Source organism: Sphingomonas sp. PEI4, assembly GCF_056679955.1.
In genome coordinates this window covers 1,758,555-1,782,526 of sequence record NZ_CM155258.1, presented here as the reverse complement: position 1 = coordinate 1,782,526, position 23,972 = coordinate 1,758,555, and the positions used below count along the sequence as shown (strand labels likewise).

Annotated in this window: 26 protein-coding genes; 14 read left to right on the top strand and 12 right to left on the bottom strand. The window is 66.1% G+C overall.

The genetic code is table 11. The features are described from left to right. Positions 1-142: 142 nt before the first annotated feature. From AC1MLZ_RS08160 to AC1MLZ_RS08135, 6 genes are all read left to right on the top strand, one after another. Entirely contained in the window at positions 143-697 is a 555-nt protein-coding gene (locus AC1MLZ_RS08160) for a F0F1 ATP synthase subunit delta (protein ID WP_480961199.1), read from the top strand. A 4-nt stretch (positions 698-701) separates the two neighbouring features. Next, a complete protein-coding gene (atpA, locus tag AC1MLZ_RS08155) occupies positions 702-2,231 on the top strand; it encodes a F0F1 ATP synthase subunit alpha (RefSeq protein ID WP_480961198.1) in 1,530 nt (509 codons plus the stop codon). A gap of 141 nt (positions 2,232-2,372) precedes the next feature. Further along, positions 2,373-3,278 carry a F0F1 ATP synthase subunit gamma gene (locus tag AC1MLZ_RS08150; RefSeq protein ID WP_480961197.1) on the top strand — a complete coding sequence of 302 codons (906 nt, stop codon included), beginning with the start codon at positions 2,373-2,375 and terminating at the stop codon, positions 3,276-3,278. A gap of 14 nt (positions 3,279-3,292) precedes the next feature. Then, positions 3,293-3,856 (top strand): hypothetical protein, encoded by a 564-nt coding sequence (locus AC1MLZ_RS08145; RefSeq protein ID WP_480961196.1) that lies wholly within the window; start codon positions 3,293-3,295, stop codon positions 3,854-3,856. A 4-nt stretch (positions 3,857-3,860) separates the two neighbouring features. Further along, positions 3,861-5,336, top strand: a complete 1,476-nt coding sequence (gene atpD, locus AC1MLZ_RS08140) for a F0F1 ATP synthase subunit beta (RefSeq protein ID WP_480961195.1) — start codon at positions 3,861-3,863, stop codon at positions 5,334-5,336. Positions 5,337-5,469: 133 nt separating this feature from the next. Next, positions 5,470-5,724, top strand: coding sequence for an ATP synthase F1 subunit epsilon (locus tag AC1MLZ_RS08135; RefSeq protein WP_480961194.1), 255 nt, complete (start codon positions 5,470-5,472; stop codon positions 5,722-5,724). A gap of 6 nt (positions 5,725-5,730) precedes the next feature. Here the strand turns inward: AC1MLZ_RS08135 and AC1MLZ_RS08130 are convergent, their stop codons facing one another. The 3 genes from AC1MLZ_RS08130 to AC1MLZ_RS08120 are packed head-to-tail and all read right to left on the bottom strand — an operon-like array spanning position 5,731 to position 10,528. Then, the gene (locus AC1MLZ_RS08130; RefSeq protein ID WP_480961193.1) at positions 5,731-6,807 is read right to left on the bottom strand and encodes an acyltransferase family protein; all 1,077 of its coding nucleotides are present in this window, start codon (positions 6,805-6,807) and stop codon (positions 5,731-5,733) included. 46 nt (positions 6,808-6,853) lie between these two features. Next, complete coding sequence (locus AC1MLZ_RS08125) at positions 6,854-9,025, bottom strand: primosomal protein N' (protein ID WP_480961192.1); 2,172 nt, start codon at positions 9,023-9,025, stop codon at positions 6,854-6,856. A 42-nt stretch (positions 9,026-9,067) separates the two neighbouring features. After that, positions 9,068-10,528, bottom strand: a complete 1,461-nt coding sequence (locus AC1MLZ_RS08120; protein ID WP_480961191.1) for a diguanylate cyclase domain-containing protein — start codon at positions 10,526-10,528, stop codon at positions 9,068-9,070. Positions 10,529-10,590: 62 nt separating this feature from the next. Between AC1MLZ_RS08120 and AC1MLZ_RS08115 the strand changes: the two genes are divergently transcribed. Continuing rightward, positions 10,591-11,490, top strand: coding sequence for a tyrosine recombinase XerC (locus AC1MLZ_RS08115; RefSeq protein WP_480961190.1), 900 nt, complete (start codon positions 10,591-10,593; stop codon positions 11,488-11,490). A 2-nt stretch (positions 11,491-11,492) separates the two neighbouring features. Here the strand turns inward: AC1MLZ_RS08115 and AC1MLZ_RS08110 are convergent, their stop codons facing one another. The 4 genes from AC1MLZ_RS08110 to rsmI form a co-directional block, all read right to left on the bottom strand. Continuing rightward, complete coding sequence (locus tag AC1MLZ_RS08110) at positions 11,493-12,098, bottom strand: DedA family protein (protein WP_480961189.1); 606 nt, start codon at positions 12,096-12,098, stop codon at positions 11,493-11,495. 142 nt (positions 12,099-12,240) lie between these two features. Continuing rightward, a complete protein-coding gene (gene gshB / locus AC1MLZ_RS08105; RefSeq protein WP_480961188.1) occupies positions 12,241-13,194 on the bottom strand; it encodes a glutathione synthase in 954 nt (317 codons plus the stop codon). Positions 13,195-13,370: 176 nt separating this feature from the next. Continuing rightward, complete coding sequence (locus AC1MLZ_RS08100) at positions 13,371-13,769, bottom strand: YraN family protein (RefSeq protein WP_480961187.1); 399 nt, start codon at positions 13,767-13,769, stop codon at positions 13,371-13,373. A gap of 116 nt (positions 13,770-13,885) precedes the next feature. Then, on the bottom strand, positions 13,886-14,749 hold the full coding sequence (gene rsmI / locus AC1MLZ_RS08095; protein WP_480961186.1) for a 16S rRNA (cytidine(1402)-2'-O)-methyltransferase: 864 nt from the start codon (positions 14,747-14,749) through the stop codon (positions 13,886-13,888). Here rsmI and AC1MLZ_RS08090 point away from each other — a divergent pair. Further along, on the top strand, positions 14,748-15,962 hold the full coding sequence (locus AC1MLZ_RS08090) for a penicillin-binding protein activator (protein ID WP_480961185.1): 1,215 nt from the start codon (positions 14,748-14,750) through the stop codon (positions 15,960-15,962). The genes rsmI and AC1MLZ_RS08090 overlap by 2 nt on opposite strands. 76 nt (positions 15,963-16,038) lie before the next feature. On the opposite strand, the gene hemW is transcribed toward AC1MLZ_RS08090, so the two are convergent. After that, positions 16,039-17,211: a radical SAM family heme chaperone HemW gene (hemW, locus tag AC1MLZ_RS08085; protein ID WP_480961184.1), complete on the bottom strand. Its 1,173-nt coding sequence runs from the start codon at positions 17,209-17,211 to the stop codon at positions 16,039-16,041. Positions 17,212-17,254: 43 nt separating this feature from the next. On the opposite strand from hemW, the gene AC1MLZ_RS08080 reads away from it, so the two are divergent. Next, positions 17,255-17,812 (top strand): CAP domain-containing protein, encoded by a 558-nt coding sequence (locus AC1MLZ_RS08080; protein WP_480961183.1) that lies wholly within the window; start codon positions 17,255-17,257, stop codon positions 17,810-17,812. Positions 17,813-17,842: 30 nt separating this feature from the next. Here the strand turns inward: AC1MLZ_RS08080 and rdgB are convergent, their stop codons facing one another. Together rdgB and rph are read right to left on the bottom strand one after the other, a co-directional pair. Beyond that, positions 17,843-18,478 (bottom strand): RdgB/HAM1 family non-canonical purine NTP pyrophosphatase, encoded by a 636-nt coding sequence (rdgB, locus tag AC1MLZ_RS08075; protein WP_480961182.1) that lies wholly within the window; start codon positions 18,476-18,478, stop codon positions 17,843-17,845. Then, entirely contained in the window at positions 18,475-19,191 is a 717-nt protein-coding gene (gene rph, locus AC1MLZ_RS08070; protein ID WP_056055360.1) for a ribonuclease PH, read from the bottom strand. The genes rdgB and rph overlap by 4 nt, the downstream gene beginning before the upstream one ends. A gap of 218 nt (positions 19,192-19,409) precedes the next feature. Between rph and hrcA the strand changes: the two genes are divergently transcribed. The 5 genes from hrcA (at position 19,410) to AC1MLZ_RS08045 (ending at position 22,863) form a co-directional block, all read left to right on the top strand. After that, positions 19,410-20,453, top strand: coding sequence for a heat-inducible transcriptional repressor HrcA (gene hrcA, locus AC1MLZ_RS08065; RefSeq protein WP_480961181.1), 1,044 nt, complete (start codon positions 19,410-19,412; stop codon positions 20,451-20,453). A gap of 26 nt (positions 20,454-20,479) precedes the next feature. Beyond that, complete coding sequence (grpE, locus tag AC1MLZ_RS08060) at positions 20,480-21,019, top strand: nucleotide exchange factor GrpE (RefSeq protein WP_480961180.1); 540 nt, start codon at positions 20,480-20,482, stop codon at positions 21,017-21,019. A 17-nt stretch (positions 21,020-21,036) separates the two neighbouring features. Continuing rightward, complete coding sequence (locus tag AC1MLZ_RS08055) at positions 21,037-21,162, top strand: hypothetical protein (RefSeq protein ID WP_480961179.1); 126 nt, start codon at positions 21,037-21,039, stop codon at positions 21,160-21,162. A gap of 130 nt (positions 21,163-21,292) precedes the next feature. Then, the gene (locus AC1MLZ_RS08050) at positions 21,293-22,516 is read left to right on the top strand and encodes a threonine synthase (RefSeq protein ID WP_480961178.1); all 1,224 of its coding nucleotides are present in this window, start codon (positions 21,293-21,295) and stop codon (positions 22,514-22,516) included. A gap of 107 nt (positions 22,517-22,623) precedes the next feature. After that, positions 22,624-22,863 carry a hypothetical protein gene (locus AC1MLZ_RS08045; RefSeq protein ID WP_480961177.1) on the top strand — a complete coding sequence of 80 codons (240 nt, stop codon included), beginning with the start codon at positions 22,624-22,626 and terminating at the stop codon, positions 22,861-22,863. A gap of 159 nt (positions 22,864-23,022) precedes the next feature. On the opposite strand, the gene AC1MLZ_RS08040 is transcribed toward AC1MLZ_RS08045, so the two are convergent. Beyond that, positions 23,023-23,442: a vgr related protein gene (locus tag AC1MLZ_RS08040; RefSeq protein ID WP_480961499.1), complete on the bottom strand. Its 420-nt coding sequence runs from the start codon at positions 23,440-23,442 to the stop codon at positions 23,023-23,025. Between the two features lie 41 nt (positions 23,443-23,483). Further along, positions 23,484-23,921 carry a copper chaperone PCu(A)C gene (locus AC1MLZ_RS08035; RefSeq protein ID WP_480961176.1) on the bottom strand — a complete coding sequence of 146 codons (438 nt, stop codon included), beginning with the start codon at positions 23,919-23,921 and terminating at the stop codon, positions 23,484-23,486. Positions 23,922-23,972 lie beyond the last annotated feature (51 nt).

The window sequence follows — 23,972 nt, the reverse complement described above, 5'->3', positions numbered from 1 at the left end:
TCACAAACCCGCACCTCCGGCTCTCCCGCCGGGTTGCCAATACGCGAACCCGATGCTACCCGCGCCGCGTCCCAGGAGAGGTGCTTTCGCGCCCTCTCTCCCGTTGGGTCGGTTATTCGTTGCAGGCGAGGATAGAGGTTCCGTGGAGACATCCGGCGGTATTCAGGCGAGCTTAGGCGGGCGTTATGCGCTGGCCCTGTTCGAACTCGCGCGTGACGCGAAGACGATCGACGCGGTCGAATCGAGCCTGGCGAACGTGCGCGACGCACTCGCGCAGTCCGAGGACTTCCGCACGCTGACGACCAGCCCGATGGTGTCGCGTGGCGCCGCCGTGAAGGCGGTCTCCGCGGTCGCCGACGAACTCGGCGTCGATGCGACCACCAAGAGCTTCCTCGGCGTCCTCGCCGAGAACCACCGGCTGGGCGCGTTGCCGAAGATCATCAAGGCATTCCGTACACTTGCCGCGCAGCATCGCGGTGAAGTCGCTGCCGAAGTGACGTCCGCGCATCCGCTGACCGACGAGCAGGTGATCGAGCTGAAGCATCAGCTCCGCCAGCGCGTCGGCCGTGAAGTTTCCGTCGACCTCAGCGTCGACCCATCGTTGCTGGGTGGACTCGTCGTCCGCGTCGGCAGCCAGATGATCGATTCGTCGATCAAGACGCGTCTCAACACTCTCGCGCACGCGATGAAGGGCTAAGCTAATGGATATCCGCGCCGCAGAAATCTCGAAGATCATCAAGGATCAGATCGCCAATTTCGGTACCGAGGCCCAGGTCAGCGAGACCGGCCAGGTGCTGAGCGTCGGCGACGGCATCGCGCGCATCTTCGGCCTCGACAACGTCCAGGCCGGCGAGATGGTCGAATTCTCGAACGGCGTGCAGGGCATGGCGCTCAACCTCGAGGCCGATAACGTCGGCGTCGTGATCTTCGGCTCGGATGCCGAGATCAAGGAAGGCGACATCGTCAAGCGCACCGGCACGATCGTCGACGTGCCGATCGGCAAGGAGCTTCTGGGGCGCGTGGTCGACGGTCTCGGCAACCCGATCGACGGCAAGGGCCCGATCGTCACCGCCGAGCGCAGCCGCGTCGAAGTGAAGGCACCAGGCATCATCCCGCGCCAGTCGGTCAGCGAGCCGGTCCAGACCGGGCTCAAGGCGATCGACGCGCTCGTGCCCGTCGGTCGTGGCCAGCGCGAGCTGATCATCGGCGATCGCCAGACCGGCAAGTCGGCCATCGCGATCGACGCGTTCATCAACCAGAAGACCGCGAACGCCGGCGACGACGAGTCGAAGAAGCTGTATTGCGTCTATGTCGCGATCGGCCAGAAGCGCTCGACCGTGGCGCAGCTGGTCAAGACGCTCGAAGAGAATGGCGCGATGGAATATACCATCGTCATCGCCGCGACCGCGTCGGACCCTGCACCGCTCCAGTATCTCGCGCCGTACACCGGCGTCGCGATGGGCGAGTATTTCCGCGATCGCGGGATGCATGCGCTGATCTGCTTCGACGATCTGTCCAAGCAGGCCGTGGCTTACCGCCAGATGTCGCTGCTGCTGCGTCGTCCTCCGGGCCGTGAGGCGTATCCGGGCGACGTGTTCTATCTGCACAGCCGCCTGCTCGAGCGTGCGGCGAAGATGTCGGACGCGAACGGCGGCGGCTCGCTGACCGCGCTGCCGATCATCGAGACGCAGGCGGGCGACGTTTCGGCGTACATCCCGACCAACGTGATCTCGATCACCGACGGCCAGATCTTCCTCGAAACCGACCTGTTCTTCTCGGGCGTGCGTCCGGCGATCAACGTGGGTCTGTCGGTGAGCCGCGTCGGCTCGGCCGCTCAGACCAAGGCGATGAAGAAGGTGTCGGGCTCGATCAAGCTCGAGCTGGCGCAGTACCGCGAGATGGCGGCGTTCGCGCAGTTCGGGTCGGATCTCGATGCGTCGACGCAGAAGCTGCTCAACCGCGGTGCGCGTCTGACCGAGTTGCTGAAGCAGGCACAGTTCTCGCCGCTGCCGTTTGAAGAGCAGACGGTGTCGATCTTCGCTGGCACCAGCGGGTATCTCGACAAGGTGCCGGTCGCCGACGTGACCCGCTATGAGCAGGCGTTGCTGGCCGACATGCGCGCGAACCATGCCGACGTGCTGAAGCTGATCCGCGATACCCGCGACCTGGGTAACGAGGCAAAGGACAAGCTGAAGGCAGCGCTCGAAGCGTTCGCGAAGACTTTCGCCTGAGCTGCGTAGAAAACGACATACACACACCGTCACCCCGGACTTGTTCCGGGGTCCACCGTGCCTCAGATCCCGTAGGACTGGTGGAGGAGTGGATACCGGAACAAGTCCGGCATGACGGTTTAGGGACGGTGACGAACTAGAATGGCATCACTTAAGGCCCTCAAGATCCGCATCGGCTCGGTGAAGTCGACGCAGAAGATCACCAAGGCGATGAAGATGGTCGCCGCTGCGAAGCTGCGCCGTGCGCAGGACGCGGCGGTTGCCGGGCGTCCCTATGCCGAGCGGCTGGAAGCGGTGATGGCGAGCCTCGCCGGGCGCGTGGGCATCGCGCCGGGCGCGTCGCCGCTGCTGGCGGGCACGGGCAAGGACCAGGTCCACCTGATCGTCATCGCGACGTCGGAGCGTGGCTTGGCCGGTGCGTTCAACACCAACATCGTCCGTGCGGCTCGCCGTAAGGCCGAGGAACTGATCGCGGCGGGCAAGACCGTGAAATTCTACGTTGCCGGCAAGAAGGGGCGCGTGATCAAGCGCTTCTTCCCGAACGACATTCTCGCCGATCACGAGATGAGCCAGATCAAGAAGCTCGCGTTTAGCGACGCGCAGGAAATCTCCGAGGACCTGATCAAGCGCTTCGGCGAAGGCCAGTTCGACGTCGCGCACCTGTTCTACGCGAAGTTCGTCTCGGCGCTGGTGCAGGTGCCCACCGGGATCCAGATCGTGCCCGTGCCGATTTCGTCCGTCCCGGGCGCAGAAGGCGCGAAGGCGGGTGGGCCCAACGCCCCCGCCGAAGCCGTGACCGAGTACGAGCCCGACGAGGAAGCGATCCTCGCCGATCTCCTGCCGCGCAACGTCGCGATCCAGATTTTCCGTGCGCTGCTCGAAAACGCAGCGTCGGAGCAGGGTTCGCGGATGAACGCGATGGACAACGCCACGCGCAACGCCGGCGACATGATCACGCGCCTTTCGATCCAGTATAACCGCACGCGTCAGGCCGCGATCACGACCGAGCTGGTCGAGATCATCTCGGGTGCCGAAGCGCTGAAATGAGGGTAGCGGTCGCCTTGACCCTGACTGCGATGCTGGCGGGCTGCGGCAAGCCGGCACCGTCGGTGCGCGAGCAGGAGGCGGTGCAGGCCGCCTCCGTCGTGACGCTGTCGGGCTGGGATCGGCTGTTCGGTGCCCCGCAGGAGACGATCGGCGCGATCAACCAGGCAGGCTTTGGGCTTGGGGCTTATGCGGCAAAGGACGGTGGCTTCACCGCGACCGGCCAGCCGCGGATGTTCTCCAATTCGAACGCCGCAAAGCCCAACACGGCGTCCGTCGCTGTTACGGGAAAGACCGCCGCGGCGATCGATACCGTGACCTATGCGCTCACGCTGACCGATCCGCTCGACGCGACCACCGCACGGATGCGCCTCGCGCAGACCGTCGGCGAGTTTCTCGGCCGCTTCAAGATCAAGGCGTCGCCCGAGCTCTTGCGCGCGATCCGCCTCGGCCAGCCGCTCGACGCGGCGCCCGCCAAGGTGGCGATCGAGCCTTCGACCAACGGTGCGCCCAAGCGCATCGACGTGACTTTTACCCGTTCTCCGGCTACCAGCCCGGCTAACAGCAAGACCCAAGGATAGAGTGATGGCAACCGCCGCTGAAGCAATCCGCCCTACCGAGGGCATCACGAACAACACCGGCCGCATTTCGCAGGTCATCGGTGCCGTCGTCGACGTGTATTTCCCCGATAACCTGCCTGCGATCTTGAACGCGCTGGAAACCAGCAACAATGGCAACCGGCTCGTTCTCGAAGTCGCGCAGCATCTCGGCGAGAACACCGTTCGCACGATCGCGATGGACGCCACCGAAGGCCTGACCCGCGGCCAGACCGTCACCGACACCGGCTCGCAGATCCGCGTTCCGGTCGGTCCGAAGACGCTCGGCCGCATCCTCAACGTCATCGGCGAGCCGATCGACGAGCGTGGTCCGGTCGGCGCAGAGACGACCGCCCCGATCCATGCTTCGGCACCGCTGTTCGTCGACCAGTCGACCGAGAGCGCGATCCTGGTCACCGGCATCAAGGTCATCGACCTGCTCGCGCCATATGCGAAGGGCGGCAAGATCGGCCTGTTCGGCGGGGCCGGCGTCGGCAAGACCGTGCTGATCCAGGAACTGATCAACAACATCGCGAAGGGCCACGGCGGCACCTCGGTGTTCGCAGGGGTAGGCGAGCGTACCCGCGAGGGTAACGATCTCTACCACGAGTTCCTCGACGCGGGCGTCATCGCCAAGGATGCCGACGGCAATCCGCAGTCGGAGGGCTCGAAGGTTGCGCTGGTGTTCGGCCAGATGAACGAGCCGCCAGGCGCGCGCGCTCGCGTCGCGCTGTCGGGCCTGACGATCGCCGAGTATTTCCGCGACGTCGAAGGCCAAGACGTTCTGTTCTTCGTCGACAACATCTTCCGCTTCACGCAGGCGGGCGCAGAGGTTTCGGCACTGCTTGGTCGCATCCCGTCGGCGGTGGGCTACCAGCCGACGCTGTCGACCGACATGGGCGCGCTGCAGGAGCGCATCACGTCGACCAACAAGGGGTCGATCACCTCGGTGCAGGCCGTGTACGTTCCGGCCGACGATCTTACCGATCCGGCCCCGGCGACGTCGTTCGCGCATCTCGATGCGACGACCAACCTCAACCGTGCGATCTCCGAGCTGGGCATCTACCCGGCGGTCGATCCGCTCGATTCGACCTCGCGTCTGCTCGAGCCGCGCGTTGTCGGCCAGGAGCATTACGATACGGCTCGCGCGGTGCAGTCGACCTTGCAGAAGTACAAGTCGCTGCAGGACATCATCGCGATTCTCGGCATGGACGAGCTGAGCGAAGAAGATAAGCTCACTGTCCAGCGTGCGCGGAAAATCCAGAAGTTCCTGAGCCAGCCGTTCCACGTCGCCGAGGTCTTCACCGGCATCAGCGGCAAGTTCGTCCAGCTCGAGGATACGGTTCGCTCGTTCAAGGCAGTGGTCGAGGGCGAGTATGATCACCTGCCCGAGGCGGCGTTCTACATGGTCGGCGGCATCGACGAAGCCGTCGCCAAGGCCGAGAAGATGGCTTCCGAGGCTTAAGCTACTACTGCTCCCCCTCCCGCAAGCGGGAGGGGGCTGGGGGGTGGGCACCCGCTCTCCACGTCGCGCAACGCTGATGGCGCGAGCCCACCCCCGGCCCCTCCCGCATGCGGGAGGGGAGTGAGACCCAGACATGCTGCATTTCGAACTCGTCACGCCAGAAAAGCTCGTCCGCTCGGAGGAGGTCTACATGGTCGTCGTCCCCGGCGCCGAAGGCGATTTCGGCGTTCTGGAAGGCCACGCACCCTTCATGTCGACGGTCCACGACGGCGGCGTCCAGGTGTACCGCACGCAGAACGCTACCCCGGAAATCATCGCTATCAGGGGTGGTTTCGCCGAGGTGAATGACAAGGGCCTGACCGTCCTCGCCGAGCACGCCGGCGAATAAGCCTCCTCAGGCGAGCACCGGTGCTCGCCTGATCGATACCGACGGGCGTCTTTGTAACCGCGCGAGCATCGGTCTCTCGATCCACCGATGAACCGCCAGCCCCAGCATCGTCGACGCGACGATGAACGCCAGTGCGAACACATAGGGTGATAGGATCGGGATATAGCCTCCCACCATCCAGAGTAGCGCAATCAGGCAGGGATGAGTCAGGTACGTCGAATAGGACGCATTGCCGACATGCGCGACGATCCGTTCGAACCGTCCCTCGGCAACCGTATCAATTACCCCGAGCACCACGAGTGCCCACGGCATACCCCACGTCCAGGTCCGGGCAAGTCCCGTCACACCCGCCACCGCAAGGTCGATCTGCAACGGCAGCGAGAAGCCCAGCCCAAATGCGATCCCGATCGCCAACAGCGTAACACCCAATACCAATGCAGGTGATGCGATTCGAGCGCTGATCCCTCGGTGCCATGCGATCCATACGGCCACGCCGAGCGCGAATTCGAGCAGCAGCGGGTTCAGCAACAATCGCGCGGGTGCCCAACCTGGGTGAACCACACTTCCCATCAGCGCGAACGCAACGGTCAGTGCGAGCAATGTTTCGATACGGTGACGCGGTGAAAGCATTGCTACGGCTACGATCGCGTAAAACGCGAATTCGAACCCCAGCGTCCACCCAGGATACAAAGCGGGGAGATGATAGCTGACCCCGTCCAGGATCGGCAGGACGGTGATCGACATGATCGCCGCCTGTACCGTCAAAGGGTCGTGCATGATCATCATGTAAACCGCGCTGACGCACGCGAACAACGGCACGATCCGCAACCATCGCTTCGCGAGGAACCGCCACGCATCGGCGTCCGCGGTCGCCAGCGACTGCGCCATGACGAACCCGCTGATGACGAAGAACAGGTCGACCCCGCTCGCCCCGAACACCGAGAGGTTGGGAACCGACGGTACGAACTTGCCGGTTAGTTCCACTGGCCCCGAGTCGATCATGTCGGACGCGTGCATCATCAACACGAGCGTCGCCGCAAGCGCGCGAAGCCACTGGATGGGTGCGATGCGGGTCGACGACATCAGCGAAGCATACCGCTCGATCGTTAAGGGCGCGTTGCCGGCCTACTCAGAGGAAATTATACGGGTCGACGTCCACCGTCACCCGCACCTTCGAGGGCCAGTCCAGCTTCCCCAGCCACGCCCGGATCACATCCTGCACATCCAGCGCCCGCCGCGCGTGGACGAGCAACCGGTATCGATGGCGTCCGCGCAACATCGCGAGCGGCGCGGGGGCAGGACCGTAGACGTGCATGCCTTCGACTTCCGGAGCGCTCCGCCCCACCAGCTTCGCCGTATCGTGCGCGCAGGACTGGTCCTCGGACGATACCACGATGGCGGCGTAACGCCCGAACGGCGGCGCGCCCGCATCCTTCCGCGCGTCCGTCTCCGCCGCGTAGAACGCGTCCGCATCACCGGTAATCAGCGCCTGCATCACCTGCGCGCCGGGGCTGTGCGTCTGGATGAACACGTGTCCCGGTTTCTCGCCGCGGCCGGCGCGGCCGGAGACTTGCCGTATCTGCTGGAAGGTGCGTTCGGCCGCGCGAAGGTCGCCGCCATCAAGCCCGAGGTCCGCATCGACCACGCCGACGAGCGTCAGGTTGGGGAAGTGATACCCCTTGGTCACGAGCTGCGTGCCGACGACGATGTCGATATCGCCGGCCTCCATCCGCCCGACGAACTCCGCCGCCTTGGCAGGCGACCAGATCGTGTCGGACGTGACGACGGCCGTCTTCGCCTCGGGGAAGAGCGCGGTCACCTCGTCGGCGATCCGCTCGACCCCCGGCCCGCAGGCGACGAGCGTATCCTCGCCCTTGCACTCCGGGCAAACCCGCGGCGTCGGTTCGGCATGCCCGCAATGATGGCACGCCAACCGTCGCGTGAGGCGGTGCTCGACCATCCACGCGGTACAGTTCGGGCATTGGAAACGATGCCCGCACGTCCGGCACAACGTCAGCGGCGCGTAGCCGCGGCGGTTGAGAAACAGCAGTGATTGCTCGCCGCGCTCCAGCGTTGCCTGCATCGCCTTCACGAGCCGTGGTGCCAGCCAGCGGCCGCGTTCGGGCGGTTCCTTGATCAGGTCGATCGGCTCGATCGTTGGCATCTCGGCCGCACCGAACCGGCCGGGCAGTTTCAGCTCGGCATAGCGCCCGGTAACGACCTGCTGGCGAGTCTCGATCGCCGGCGTTGCCGAGGCGAGGATGACCGGGCATCCCTCGAACTTGCCGCGCATCACCGCGACGTCGCGCGCATGATAATGCACGCCCTCTTCCTGCTTGAAACTCGTCTCATGCGCCTCGTCGACGACGATCAGCCCGAGATCGCGATAGGGCAGGAACAGCGCGGAGCGAGCGCCGACCGTCACCAGCGCCTCGCCGCTTGCGATCGCACGCCATGCGCGCCGCCGCTGGGTCGAACGCAGGCCCGAATGCCAAGCGATCGGCTCGCACCCGAACCGGTCGTGGAAGCGCTTGAGGAACGGCTCGGTCAGCGCGATTTCGGGGAGCAGCACCAGCGTCTGGCGGCCGTCGCGGATTGCCTGCGCGACCGCCTCGAAATACACCTCGGTCTTGCCCGAGCCGGTGACGCCGTCGAGCAGCGTGGGGTGGAATGCGTGCTCCGCAACGCCCGCGACGAGCGCATCCGCTGCCGCCCGCTGGTCCTCGGACAGTGTAGGCTCGTGATGCAGCGGGTCGGGCACGGGGTAGGGGCTGTCGATGCTGACCTCGACCGCCTCGATCGCGCCGACCTTTACCAAGCCGCGGATCACCGCGTCGCTGACTTCGGCCAGCGTGGCGAGTTCGCGGATCAGGCCTTGGCGATCGCCGATCCGTTCCAGCGCCTGCTCGCGTTGCGGGGTCAGGCGCGGTGGTACGACTCCCGTCGTCCGATATTCGACTGCGGTGCGTGCGCCCTCCAGCGCCGAGGTGGAGGCGAGCGTCATTCGCAATACCGACGCTGCCGGTGCCAGATAGTAATCTGCGGTCCATTCGACGAGTCGCCGTAGCGGCGCGCCCAAAGGGGGCACGTCCGCAACCGCCAGCAGGTTGCGCAACCGGTTGTCGCCGACCTCCGCGTCGGACGGCATCCGTTCCGCCTCCCAGACCACGCCGAGCAACTGCCTGGGCCCAAGCGGGGCAACGACGATCGAGCCCGGCTCGACCTCCATGCCGGCGGGCACGCGGTAGTCGAGCGGCCCGAGGGCGGCGTTGAGGATCAGGACACGGGCGCGGGACGACATCGTGCACCCATATGGGGGCGGATCGACTCCGCGTGAACCGTCTTACGCCGCGTTGCGCCTGTCCGTCCGGCGACGTTCGCCGACCCGTGCGCGTTTCGCCGCGTACAGGATCGTATCGGCGTGGTGGACGAAGTCGCGGATCGCGTGGCAATCGGGCTCCAGCGGGGCGATCCCGACAGTGCCGGCGCTGACCATCGCAAGGCCGTTTAGCGCGATCGGAAAGCGCAACGCCTCCTCCAGCCGCGCGCAGACGTGGCTCGGTTGCGCGACCAAGCCCGGATTGTCGATCAGCAACGCGAACTCGTCGCCGCCCAGTCGTGCGGCGAAGCTTCCCTTCAGCCAGGGCGCCTGCAGGACATGGCCGACCACGCGCAGCACGTCGTCGCCTGCGGTGTGGCCGAGCGTGTCGTTGATCGCCTTGAATCCATCGAGATCGACCAGCGCGAGCAGCAGCGGCGTGCCATCGGCATGCGCACGCGTCATCGCCGAATCGAGCGCCCGGTCGAATGCGGCGCGATTGGCGATGCCGGTCAGCGAATCGGTATCCGCGGTGCGTCGCAACGAGGTTTCCAGGGCGTAGCGGTCGGTCACGTCCTGGAACACGCCGACGAATCCAATCGGCTTATCGCCGTCGTTCTCGAGCTCGCCGAGGACACGTACGCGGCGCGGCTCACCCTGTGCGGTCGTGAAGTCGACCTCGATATCGAACGGCATCCCCGTCGCCAGGGTGTGGGCCATCGACGCGTTGAGCTTCTCTTCGGCGTGCGGGGGGTAGAAGCTCATCGCCGCGTCCATGTCGGGCACGGGGCCGACCGGCAGCCCGTGGATGTGAAAGACGCCCTCCGACCAACCCATGTCCTGATGATCGAGCGACGTACGCCACGAGCCCATTGCCGCCATCCGCTCCGCCTGGCGAAAGATGCGATCCTGGCGCGCGAGTGCTGCAGCTTGTTTGTCGGCGGTAACGGCGATCGCGATCGCCTGGTTCGCGGCAGACCGTGCAGCGATGGTTGTCTCGGCCAGCGTCGCCAGATGTGTCAGCGCGCGACGGCCCGCAGCGTTCAGGCTGCGCGGCACCGTATCGATGACGCATATGGTGCCGATCGCATGCCGCTCGCCCGCGCCATCGATCGCATGGATCGGCGCGCCTGCGTAAAACCGGGCGCCCCTTTCCGCCATAACGAGCGGATTTTTTGCAAACCGTAAATCGCCGTCGAGGTCTTCGATGACGAGCGGGTCCTCGGTCTGGATCGTGTAGGCGCACATGCCGATGTGGCGGCTGATCTCGCCGCGTGCGCCGCCGGCTGCGGCCTTGATCCAGAGTCGATCGCTGTCGACGAGCGTCATCAGTGCGGTCGGGCACCCCAGCGTCTCCGCTGCCAGTGCGACGAGCGCATCGAATTCGCGTTCGGGCTCGCTGTCCAGCAAGGCGAGCGCGTGAAGCGCCGCCACGCGCCGCGTTTCATCTGCAAAGATATCGAACGTGGGATCGGCAGGGGACATGGCACTCGATATCGCACGGGAGGTTAATTTTCTTTGCAGGCGGAACGCGTTAGTGTCCAACGATGGACCATGACGATCCCCTGCCGCCGTCGATGCTTTGGGCGGATCACCTTGCGCGCGATCGTCGGCGATCGGTGCATACGGTACGGGCGTATCGTGCATCGGCGGAACGGCTGACGGCGTTTCTGGTCGGGCATTGGGGGGAGCGGATCACCCGCGGTGCGCTTGTACGCGTGACGGCAACGGACCTGCGGGCGTATCTGACGCAACGTCGTGAGGCCGGATTGGGCAATGCGTCGGCAGCGCGCGAATTGTCGGCGGTGCGCGGGTTCCTCGCCTGGGCCAACGAAGGCGCCGAGCAACCGCGGATGCGGGGGCCGCGCGTCAAGGCGGGCGTGCCGAGACCGATCTCGCCGGCCGAGGTGGTGGCGTTGGCCGAAGAGGTGGCGGACGACGCGGCGGAGCCGTGGATCGGTGCGCGAGACTGGGCAGTGTTGATGCTGCTGTACGGGGCAGGGTTGCGGATCGGCGAGGCGCTGGCGTTGCGGGGCGAGATCCTGCCGCTCGGCGAGACGATCCGGGTGACGGGCAAGCGTGAGAAGACGCGGGTGGTGCCGCTGTTGCCGCAGGTCCGCACCGCGATCGAGGTCTATGTCGCGCAGACGCCCTGGCCGGTCGCGCGCGACGTGCCGCTGTTTCGGGGGGCGAAGGGCGGGGCATTGTCCCCGGTGATGATTCGCCGCGCGGTGCAGGCTGCGCGCGCGCGCTTGGGGCTTGGCGACCGGACGACGCCGCATGCGCTGCGCCACAGTTTTGCGACGCATCTGCTGGGGCGGGGGGCGGATCTGCGTGCACTACAGGAGTTGCTCGGCCATGCGAGCCTGAGTTCGACGCAGGTCTATACGCAGGTCGACGCCGCGCATCTGATGGACGTGTACCGCAACGCGCATCCGCGGGCCTAAAATCAGGCTGAGCCTTTCGGCTTCCACGTGACGACGCGCCATACATAGCCGATGATGATGACGACGAACGTCGCCACCGCGACCGGGCCGACATAGCGGTCGAGTTGGGAGAAATGCGAGCCGAGCAGGATGCCCGCATAGGTGAGCACGGTATTCCAGATCGCGCTGCCCGCCGCGGTCCATATGACGAACTGCCAGATCGGCATGCACGTCATCCCCGCGGGCAGCGAGATGACGGTGCGGAAGGTCGGCATGAAGCGGAATACGAAGATCACCCAGCCGCCGCGCTTCATGAAGAACCGGTGGATTTTCTCGACGTCGGACCATTCCATCGTCAGCCAGCGGCCGTTGCGCTCGATGAACGGGCGGAAGCGTTCGTAGCCGATGTTGCGGCCGATATAATACCAGAAGTAATTGCCGACGACCGAGCCCGCGGTGCCCCAGGCGATCAGCGGCACGACGCTCATGTTGCCGCGCGCGACCGCCATGCCGCCCAGACCCATGATGACTTCGGAGGGTACGGGAGGCACGATATTCTCGAGCGCCATCAACAGGAAGATACCGAAATATCCGCCCCAGGCGATGAGATCGAGGATAAATTCGGTCATGGGTATCACATACTGCCGGGATGCCGGATGTGTTCCGCGGGCTCCTTGTTCTCCCGCGAAGGCGGGAGCCCAGTCTGGGTCCCCGCCTTCGCGGGGAAACAAGCTTAGGTTGGTTTTCGAGTATAAGCGCAGAGTAAAACGCTTACCGCGTCGCCACCTTCGCCTCGATCGCATTCCAGATCATGCCGGCAACGTCCGTCCCGTCGAATTTCTCGATCGCGACGATTCCCGTCGGCGATGTCACGTTGATCTCGGTCAGCCACGTGCCGCCGATCACGTCGATCCCGACGAACAGCAGCCCGCGCTTCTTCAGTTCGGGCCCGAGCACCGCGCAGATCTCGCGCTCCTTGTCGGTCAGCACCGACTTCTCAGCCGATCCACCGACCGCGAGGTTCGATCGGATCTCGCCTTCACCCGGCAGCCGGTTGATCGCGCCCGCGACTTCGCCGTCGATCAGCACGATGCGCTTGTCGCCCTTCGCCACGTCGGGGAGGAACGCCTGCACCATGTGCGGCTCGCGCCACGTCATGTTGAAGACCTCCATCAGCGCGGACAGGTTCGCGCCGTCCGACTCGACCTTGAAGATCGCCTTGCCGCCATTGCCGTGCAGCGGCTTGATGACGATCGCGCCGTGCTCGGCGAGGAATTTACGCGCCTCGTCGAGCGAGCGTGTGACCAAGGTCGGCGGCATGAACTGCGGGTAGTCGAGCACGAACACCTTCTCGGGCGCATTCCGTACCTGCGCGGGATCGTTCACCACCAGCGTCTTGTGGGCGATCCGCTCGAGCAGATGCGTCGCCGTGATGTAACCGAGATCGAACGGGGGATCCTGACGCATGAGGACGACATCGGCCTCGTCGCCGAGGTCTAGGTTCACGGGTTCACCGACGCTGAAGTGATCGCCGACGACGCGCTGCACGGTCACCGGATGCGCCTTGGCCCAGACTTTGCCGTCGCGGTAGTTCAGGTCCTCGGCGGAATAGTGGAAGAGCGTATGGCCGCGCTCCTGGGCGGAGAGCATCAGCGCGAACGTCGAATCGCCGGCGATGTTGATGCTGTCGAGCGGGTCCATCTGGACGGCGACGGTGAGGCTCATGCGTCTTCCTTCTGTTCGGTCGAGCGCATGTAGGCGCGGGCGGACGCGAAGTCACCGGGCGGCGTCGCTTCGGTAACTCCGTCATCCTGACGAAAGTCAGGATCCAGAGCCATGAAGGATGCCCTCAATTACCCTGGGTCCTGACTTTCGTCAGGATGACGGAGATTTGTAGGTCGCTACCCGATCCACGCATTCTCGATATGCCGCGGCCGCGTACCCGGCGCGAGCAGGATGACGTCGACGCGGATATCGTCACTGGGCCCGGCATAGCGCGGCATCAGATACTCCGCCGCCGCAGCAACGCGGGCAAGGCGGCGTTCGTCGATCGCGAAGTCGAGTTCGGCGGCGGTGGCGCGCGTCTTGACCTCGACGAACGCGATCAGATTGCCCTTTCTCGCCACGAGATCGACCTCGCCGGCGGGCGTGCGGACTCGGCGATCGAGGATGCTCCAGCCCTTCAACCGCAGCCACCAGCCGGCGAGCCGTTCCCCGCGACGCCCGGTCGCCTCCGCAGCCTTTCGGTCGTGCGTCCCCTTCCGCTTGCGGGAGGGGCTAGGGGAGGGCGGGGGCGGCACGTCAATGACATGCCCTCCCCCGACCCCTCCCGCAAGCGGGAGGGGGGAACGAGTGGCGCCTCCCGCAAGCGGGAGGGGAGAACGAGTGGCGCGCCTCCCGCACGCAGGAGCGGAGATCAGGTCTTCGACTCTGCCTTCAATTCCAGTGCCCGCGCATAAAGCGCTTTGCGGTCGAGCCCGAGCTTCTTCGCTACCTCGCTCGCCGCCTGCCCTGTGGACAGGCGCGTCAACGCCTCGACCAGCGCCGTATCCCCGTCCTCCGCGCTCGCAGGCGGAGCCTCGCCTGGCGGCGCGACGACGATCACGATCTCGCCGCGCGGCGGCGCATCCGCATAGCGCGCGGCGAGCGTCGATAGCGTCCCCGTTACCGCCTCCTCGAACTTCTTGCTGATCTCGCGCGTCACCGCTGCCTCGCGGTCGCCGAGCCCCTCCAACAGCGCCGCCAGACATGCGCCGAGCCGCGGCCCCGACTCATACATGACGAGAGTCGCGCGGATCGTCGCGACCTCCGCGATCGCCTCCGCCCGCGCATGCATCTTCGACGGCAGGAACCCCACGAACAGGAACCGGTCGGTCGGCAGCCCCGCCAGCGTCAGTGCCGCCACCGCCGCGCACGGTCCGGGGATCGTCACCACCAGATGCCCCTCCGCGCGCGCATCACGCACCAGCTTGAAGCCTGGATCGGAGATCAGCGGCGTTCCCGCGTCCGACACCAAGGCCACCGCCTGCGTCGCCATCCGCGCGATCAGCGCCGGGCGCACGCCTTCCGCGCTGTGGTCATGATACGGCACCATCGGCGTCTTGGTGCCGATATGACGGAGCAGCCCGGCGGTCACGCGGCTGTCTTCGACCGCGATCACATCGGCGCGGCGGAGGATGTCGGCGGCGCGCGGCGACAGATCGCCAAGATTGCCGATCGGGGTCGCGACGATGTAGAGGCCGGGATCGAGAAGAGTTTCAGGGTTCATAGGGACGGTCATGGCAGACGCGACGACGATAGGGCAATCCGGCCCGCTTTCGATGGGCACATTCGGGCGATGGGCGACGCTTGCCGCGGCGTGCCTGCTCGGCGCGTGCCAGACGATCGTCCCGCGTGGTCCCGTCGAGCCGTCGCAGCAGCGCCCGACCACGCGCCCAGTCGATCGCCCGACGATCGGCGTCGAGACCGGCATCCCGCGCGACGCCGAGCGCAACCGTGTCGCGCTGCTCGTGCCGCTGTCGGGCAGCAACGCCGGTGTCGGCACCTCGATCGCCAACGCGACGATGCTCGCGCTGCTGGACACGCAGAACCAGCGTGTGCGGATCACCAACTACGACACCGCCACCGGTGCCGCCGCCGCCGCGCAGCGCGCGATCGCCGAGGGCGCACAGCTGATCCTCGGACCGTTGCTCGCCGACGACGTCCGCGCGGTCGCGCCGATCGCCCGCGCCGCGAACATCCCGGTGCTGAGCTTCTCCAACGACCTCGGCGTGGCGGGCAACGGCGCGTACCTGATGGGCTATGTCCCGACCCAGTCGATCGCGCGCGTCGTCGATTTCGCCAAGGAACGCGGGGTCAGCAACTTCGCCGGCTTGGTCCCCAACGGCCTGTACGGCGAGCGCGCCTCGACCGCGTTCCTCCGCGCGGTCGAAGGCGCAGGCGGGCAAGTCGTCTCGCTCCAGACATATGCGCGGGGCCCAGGCGGCGTCTCGGGCGCCGTCACGCGGCTTGCGGCAAAGGCACCCTATGATGCGGTACTGATCGCCGACGGCGGCGCCAATGCGGCCTCCGCGGCGGCGCTCGTCAAGCGCGGCAGCGGTGCGTCGACGCGGATCCTCGGCACCGAACTCTGGAATTCGGACGCGGGGATCGCCGCCAAGCCCGCGCTGTCCGGCGCGTGGTATGCGAGCGTCTCGGACACGCTGTACCGCCAATTCGCGACCAAATACCGCGCCCGCTTCGGGGCGGGGCCGTACCGCCTGTCGAGCCTCGGTTACGACTCCGTCCTGCTGACGGTCCGCATCGCGCGTGACTGGAAGCCCGGCACGCCGTTCCCGGTCGCTCGCTTGCGTGATGGCGACGGCTTTGCCGGCATCGACGGCGCGTTCCGCTTCGGTCGCGACAATGTCGCCGAGCGCGCGCTCGAGGTGAAGGAAATCCGCGGCGGCACCACGACGGTCGTCTCGCCCGCGCCGGCCGGGTTCGGTAAGTAGGGCAGCGTTCCTATCCTTGTTCTCCCGCGAAGGCGGGAGCCCAGTCTGGGTCCCCGCCTTCGCGGGGAAACAAGCTCTAGGCGGTAACGATTTCCGGCAGGATCGCGTCGAGGAGCAACGCGCCCGCCTCGGTAACCCGCAACCGGCCCGGCGAGTGCACGATCAGCCCTAGCGTCTCCAACCGAGCAACCGCCGCCAGATCCACCGGCACTACGCCAGCGTTCAGCGCCGTGATCCGGTCCAGATCCACCCCTTCGGCCAATCGCAACCCCATCAGCAAAGCCTCGGTCGCGCGTGTGGAGGGAGTCAGCGGGTCCTCCACCTCCATCCCGTGGCCATTCCGCTCGATCGCCGCCAGCCAGTTCTCCGGCTTCTTCCGCCGCACCGTGGCCAGCCCGCCGCGACGCCCATGCGCGCCTGGCCCGATTCCGGCATAATCCTGATAGCGCCAATATGCGAGGTTATGGCGGCTCTCCGACCCCGGCCGCGCATGGTTCGACGTCTCGTACGCCGGCAACCCCGCCGCCGCGGTATCCGCGCGCGTCGCCTCGAACAGATCTGCCGCCGAATCGCCGTCAGGGATCACGATCCGTCCCGCGAGAGCCTCGGTCGCGAACCGCGTGCCGGCCTCGATCGTCAACTGATACAGCGAGAGATGTTCCGTCCCAAGGCTCAGCGCGCGCGCCAGTTCCGCGCGCCAATCGTCGAGCCGCTGACCAGGCAGCGCATAGATCAGGTCGAAACTGACGCGCGGAAAGACGCTTTGCGCGGTCGCCAGCGCAGCCTGCCCCTCGTTCACGTCATGCGCCCGTCCGAGGAACTTCAGCGCGGTATCATCCAGCGATTGCAGCCCCAGCGAAACCCGGTTCACGCCAGCGCGCGCCAGATCGGCGAACCGCGCCGCCTCGACCGACGACGGATTAGCCTCCAGTGTGATCTCGATCCCGTCCGCGAACCCCCAGGCCTTTTCCGCCGCATCCAGCACCGCCGCGACGGTTGCCGGCGGCATCAGCGAGGGCGTGCCACCCCCGAAGAAGATCGACTGCAACTTTCGCCCTGGCAACACCCGCGCCTCATGCGCAAGGTCGGTCAGCAGCGCGGCGCGCCAGGCTGCCTGGTCCACCTCCTCGCGAACATGGCTGTTGAAATCGCAATACGGGCATTTCGACACGCAGAACGGCCAGTGGACGTAGAGCGCGAGGTCGCCCGGGGAATCAGACCGGGGGCTTGGTGTTTCGAAGATGGGCATTATCTCGCGCATATGGTCGCACGGGGCAGCCGAAGGAAGCGCAATGACGGCACGGATGGGTTTGGCGGTCGCGGCGGCGCTGTTGATGGCGGGCTGTGCGCAAGGCCCCGAGCGAGTCGTCGAACGCCGTGAAACGCAGGCGCCGGCGCCGCGCGGTGCAGCCTTGCTCAAGAGAGCGATGATGACGGGCCACAATGCCGCGCGCGCCGGGGTCGGCGTGCCGCCGCTGGTATGGAGCGACACGCTGGCGACGACTGCACGTGGCTATGCCGAGGAGCTGGCGCGGACGGGCAAGTTCGCGCACGCACACCAGCCGCAGGACCGCACGCGCGAGGGCGAGAATCTCTGGACGGGTACGCGCTACGCCTACACCTATGCCGAGATGGTGGGCCATTGGGTCGCGGAGAAGCGCGACTTCATCAACGGCGTGACGCCCGACTTCAGCCGCACCGGCAAGTTCGAGGACGTCGGCCATTACACGCAGATCGTCTGGCGCAACTCGACCGCGGTCGGGTGTGCGATCGCGAGCAACAAGACCGACGACTATCTGGTGTGCCGCTATTCGCCGCCGGGCAACGTGATCGGCCAGCGGTCGTTTTAACCCCTCTTCCAAAGGAAGAGGGGTTGGATGTCAGAACACCGCGGCTTCGAGGAGCTTGAACGCCTCGTTGCGGTGGCTGATCGCGTTCTTCGTCTCGTGCGGGAGTTCGGCATAGGTCTGGTCGTAGCCGAGCGGCACGAACACCGGATCGTAGCCGAACCCGACATTTCCGCGCGGTGGCCAGGTCAGCGTACCCTCTGCACGGCCTTCGAACCATTCGACGTGACCGTCGGGCCATGCGAGCGCCAGCACGCTGACGAAGTGCGCGCCCCGCGTGGCGTCGGGACCCTTCGCGGCGACCGCGTCCTCGACCTTCTGCATCGCCATCATCCAGTCGCGACCGTTCGGGGTTTCCGCCCAGTCGGCCGTGTAGACGCCTGGATCGCCGCCCAGCGCATCGACGCACAGCCCGCTATCGTCGGCGAGCGCGGGGTAGCCCGACAGGTCGGCGGCCGAGCGCGCCTTCAGTTCGGCGTTCGCGAAGAAGGTGGTGCCCGTTTCGACGGGTTCCGGCAGGTCGAGTTCGGCCGCCGAAACGACCTCCAGCCCACGCCCTTCGAGCAGAGCGGCGATCTCGCGGACCTTGCCCTTGTTGTGGCTAGCGATGACCAGCTTGCCCGGCGCGAGCTTGCGGATCGCCTGCGGCTCTTTGCCTTCGCCGCTCACTTGGCGACCGCCTTGGCCTGTGCCGCGAAGATGTCCGTGCAACCGATCCGCGCGAGACGCAGCAGGCGGAGCAGCGCCTCCTCGTCATAGGTCGCGCCCTCGGCGGTCGCCTGCGCCTCGGCGATGTTGCCGTTCTCCAGCAGCACGAAGTTCGCGTCCGCATCCGCGCCCGAATCCTCGATATAGTCGAGGTCGAGCACCGGATTGCCCTGGTAGATCCCGCAGCTGATCGCGGCCACCTTCTGCGTCAGCGGGTCGGCGGTCAGCTTGCCGCTCGCTAGCAACCCGTCGATCGCCAGCCGCAGTGCGACCCAGCCGCCCGAGATCGACGCGGTGCGCGTGCCGCCATCCGCCTGGATCACGTCGCAATCGATCACGATCTGGCGCTCGCCGAGCAGCTTCAGGTCGACCACCGCGCGCAGTGAACGGCCGATCAGCCGCTGGATTTCCTGCGTGCGACCCGACTGCTTGCCCTTGGCGGCCTCGCGGTTGTTGCGTGTGTTGGTGGCGCGCGGGAGCATGCCGTATTCGGCGGTCACCCAGCCTTCGCCCTTGCCGCGCATGAACGGCGGCACCTTCTCCTCGACGCTGGCGGTGACGAGCACTTTGGTGTCGCCGAAGCCGATCAGGACGGAGCCTTCCGCATGCTTGGTGAAGCGCGGCTCGATCGTGATCGCACGCATCTGGTCTGGGGCGCGGCCGGATGGGCGCATGATGTATTCCTAAAAGCGGGAGTGAGTGGTTGTGCGCTGCCTAGCCTTTCGTTTGGTCGCTCGCCAGCCTCCCTCCTCGTCATCCTGACGAAAGTCAGGATCCAGAGCCACGAAGGACTGCCCTCGATTACTCTGGATCCTGACTTTCGTCAGGATGACGGAGGAGGGGCGGGGCATTACCTCTTTGTGCGACGCTCGATCCGCCTTAGATCAAAGCGATGGCCACGCCCCCCGTCACCGAACTGACCGATCGCGCGCGCGACATTTTTCGTGCGGTCGTCGACAGCTATCTCGCCAGCGGTACGCCGGTCGGGTCGAAGACGATCGCGCAACTGACTGGCCTTAGCCTATCTCCAGCATCGATTCGCGGTGTAATGGGCGAACTCGAAGGCCTAGGGTTGCTCGCGAGCCCACATACCAGCGCGGGCCGGATGCCGACCGATCGCGGGTTGCGACTGTTCGTCGACGGCATGATGCAGGCGATGGAGCCGTCGTTCGAGGAGCGCCAGACGATCGAGGCGCGCGCCGGGGTCGGTGGCCCGGTCGAGGAGGCGCTCGCCGCCACCACGCTCGCGCTGTCGGGACTGTCGGCGTGTGCCGGGCTGGTGATGGTGCCCAAGCGCGAGCTGAAACTCCGCCAGATCGCGTTCGTCGCGCTGTCGCCCGAGCAGGCGCTGGCGGTACTGGTCAGCGAGGACGGCTCGGTCGAGAATCGCGTGATCGCGCTGCCCAAGGGCATGTCGCCGTCCACGCTGATCGAAGCGGGCAATTACATGTCGGCGACGCTCGGGGGGCTGACGCTGGCCGAGGCACGCGGTCGGATCGAGCGCGAGTTGGCGGACGGTCAGGCTGCGCTCGACGGCGCGGCGCGCGCGTTGGTGGAGGCGGGCATCGCGGTGTGGAGCGAAGATGCGGATCGCCGCCCGGTGCTGATCGTGCGCGGGCAGGGGCGGTTGATCGATGCGGCGGCTGCCGCCGATCTCGACCGGGTCCGCGACCTGCTCGACGATCTCGAAGGAAAGCAGGAAGTCGCGTCGCTTTTGGACAGCGCGCGGGCCGGTGATTCGACGCGGATTTTTATCGGCGCGGAGACCAAATTGTTCGCGTTGTCAGGATCTTCGGTCATCGCACGACCGTTTCGAGGTCTCGACGGTCGGGTGGTCGGCGTGGTGGGCGTCATCGGACCCACGCGGTTGAACTATGCGCGCGTCGTGCCCATGGTGGATTTCACGGCTGCAACGCTCGCCCGGTTGATGGGTTGAGCGGGCCAAATTTTATAGGGAAAGCAATGTCCGACATCGACCAGAACACGCCTGCAGACCTGCGCGAAGAGACCGCTGAAGACGCACCCGAGGTCGCCGCGAACGACCGGGTTGCCGAGCTTGAGAACCAGCTCGCCGAGGCCAAGCAGAACGTCCTCTACGCGCAGGCCGAGATCCAGAATGTTCGTCGTCGCGCTGAGAAGGAAGCGCAGGACGCCCGCGTCTATGCCGCAACCGCCTTCGCGCGCGACATGCTGTCGGTCGCCGACAACCTCGCACGCGGCCTGTCGGCGATCCCGGCGGACTTGCGCGCCGACGACAAGATGAAGGGCCTCGTCACTGGCCTGGATGCCACCGGCCGCGAGCTGGAGAGCGTGTTCCAGCGCCACGGCATCACCAAGATCGTGTCGGAAGGCCAGATGCTGGACCCCAACAAGCACCAGGCGATGCTCGAGATGCCCAGCGATCAGCCTGCCGGGACGATCGTCCAGGAGATGCAGGCCGGCTACATGATCAAGGACCGCCTGTTGCGTCCAGCCATGGTTGGCGTCGCCAAGGCTGGCTAGCGTATAGGGAGAGCGGCGTGCACGATCTCGTCGGAGTGCTGATCGAGGGACTGGGCGCCGCTATCCCGGATACGCGGAAGCAGCTTTTTATCTGGCTGGCTGTTGTCGTTTTGCTGACCGGTGTCCTCTTCATATTTCTCTAACCGCTCCGTCATGCCGGGCTTGTTCCGGCATCCACCGTGCCGCGTGATCACGATCGCTTGGTTTGCGGAGCGGTGGACCCCGGAACAGGTCCGGGGTGACGGGGGATATTGGGATCGGTAGGATCAATATATGAACCAGAACCTCACCACCGATCGCCAGACTTTCGTTACGCATCTCGAATGCTCGATCACCGGCGAGCGGTATGAGGCGGACCAGCTTCATGGGCTATCGCGGGCTGGCCGACCGTTGCTCGTGCGCTATGACCTCGACACTGTGCGGTCGACAATCTCGCGCGATACGATCGAGGCGCGACCGACCGATCTGTGGCGGTGGCGCGAACTTCTCCCTGTCCGCCACACGTCCAACATCGTCAGCCTCGGCGAGATCGAGACGCCGCTGGTGCCGCTGACCAAGTCCGGCGGTCCCAACGTGCTGGTCAAGGACGAAGGCCGCCTCCCGACCGGCAGCTTCAAGGCGCGAGGCCTCGTCATGGCGGTTGCGATGGCGAAGGAGCTGGGCGTCACCAAGATCGCGATGCCAACCAACGGCAACGCCGGCGCGGCGCTCGCCGCCTACGCCACGCGCTGCGGGATCGAGACGATCGTGTTCTGCCCGGACGACACGCCCGAGATCAACGTCCGCGAGATCGCGATGCAGGGCGCGCGCGTCTGGCGGGTCAACGGCCTGATCGACGATTGCGGTGCGATCGTCGGCAAGGGCGCCGCGGAAGGCCGCTGGTTCGATTTCTCGACGTTGAAGGAGCCCTATCGGATAGAAGGCAAGAAGACGATGGGGCTCGAGCTCGCTGCACAGTTCGGCTGGAAGCTGCCGGACGCGATCTTCTACCCGACCGGCGGTGGCACCGGGCTGATCGGGATGTGGAAGGCGTTCGACGAGTTGGAGAAGCTCGGCTGGATCGGATCCGAGCGGCCCAAGATGTTCGCGGTACAGGCGAGCGGCTGCGCGCCGATCGTCCGCGCGTTCGAGGCTGGCGAGGAGCATGCCGAGCGTTGGGAGGACGCGAGCACGGTCGCAGCAGGCATCCGCGTGCCTAAAGCGGTCGGCGACTTCCTGATCCTGCGCGCGGTTCGCGAGAGCGGCGGACAGGCGCTGGCGGTCGGCGATCCGGCGATCCTGAAGGCGGTCGATGCGGCGGCGAAGCAGGACGGGCTGCTGCTGTGTCCTGAAGGCGGCGCGACGCTGGCGGCGTATCATCAGGCGCTGAACACCGGGCTGGTCGACGAGGATGACAAGGTCGTTCTTTTCAACTGCGCGACCGGGTTGAAATATCCGATGCCCGAAGCGCCGCAAGCGCTTGATAGAACACGACCTATCGACTTCGACGCGCTGTAACCGGCGGATTTCTGCCGATCCGGTGGTTTGCGATCTATCGGATCGTTGGTTGAAATTGATCCATGTTGTCTGCAACGGGGCGCCCTTCTTTACGAAAGGGGTCTTCAATGCAGAAAATCGTCCAGGTCGTTTGCGTCGTGCTGATCGCGGCCGCGGTGATGTTTAGCGGCCGTTGGTACATGTACGTCGCCCGCGCGGAGAGCCCGTATGACGAGGTGGGCATCGCGCTGAACGGCTATGCGCCGGGGCCGATGCGCGCCTGGGGCTGCCACAAGTTGCAGGCGCGCTTCCCGGGGCAGTTGCCGCCTTACGGGTGTGCCGGGCCGGATGGTCGTAGCTGGCTCTGAGGTCGGATCGGTTTGTGCCCGTTCGTCATGCCGGACTTGTTCCGGCATCCACCGTTCCGCATCCTCATCGGCCTTTGAGTTCGCGGGACAGTGGACCCCGGAACACGTCCGCGGTGACGGGGTGGGCTTGGCCTGGTCCCAACTATAACTGCGATGCGTCTAGGTCAGCGCCGACGGCGTAAACGGCAACACCGTCTCATACTGCGCCAACGCCGGCGCCCCCGCCACCTTCGCCCCCGCGCGCAACAGGAACGCATGCCGCACGATCTCGCCCTGCTGCTCGATCCCATAGCGATGCAGCGCCACCCCCGGCCGGAACGCATAGTCGTACCGGCACCAGGGATGCCGCGCCAAGGGCAGGAACACGCCGCGCTGATGCTGCCATATGTGGGTCATCTCGTGGATGAACAGCCCTTGCAGCGTCAGGTGCGCGTGCGCGAAATCGTCGCACCACACGTCGCCCTTGGGATGAAAGTGGATGCACCCGCGCGGTGCCATCACCGTATCGCGCGGCTGGAAGAACGCCCATTTGCGCCGCGACAGGCTGACCTGGGAATAGTCGATCGCGCCACCGAACATCGACGCCGCCAGCACCGTCTCCCCCTCGGTCAGCCCGCGCTTCACTTCCCTGCCGGAGTTCCCGCGGCCACGACGTTCGCGTTGCTCAAAATCCGAGTCCCGTCGGCAAACGCGAACGTCAGCATCGCCCGCGCGCCCGGCTTGATCCCCGGGTTCATGTTGAACAGCATCACGTGCCGTCCGCCCGGTGCGAATGCGACATCGGTGTTCGCGGGGATCTCGACGCGCGCGAGCGGCGCCATCGAGGTCACGCCGTTCTTCGCCGTCGTCTCGTGCATCTCGGCCTTGATCGCGACGTCGGTGGTGGCCGAAATCAGCGTCGCCGGAGTAGGCCCGCCATGCACCGTGAAATACGCCGCCGCCGGGCGTCCCGTCACCGCGCCCAGCCGGATGTAGGCGCCGTCCACGGCCAGTTCCTTCGGCTGCGAACACGACGCCAGTGTCATCGCCGCAACACCCAGTCCGAAAACGATACGCATAGGTTACTTTTCTCCGGGCCCGACCACTTGTGCATCCTATGACGGGTACAA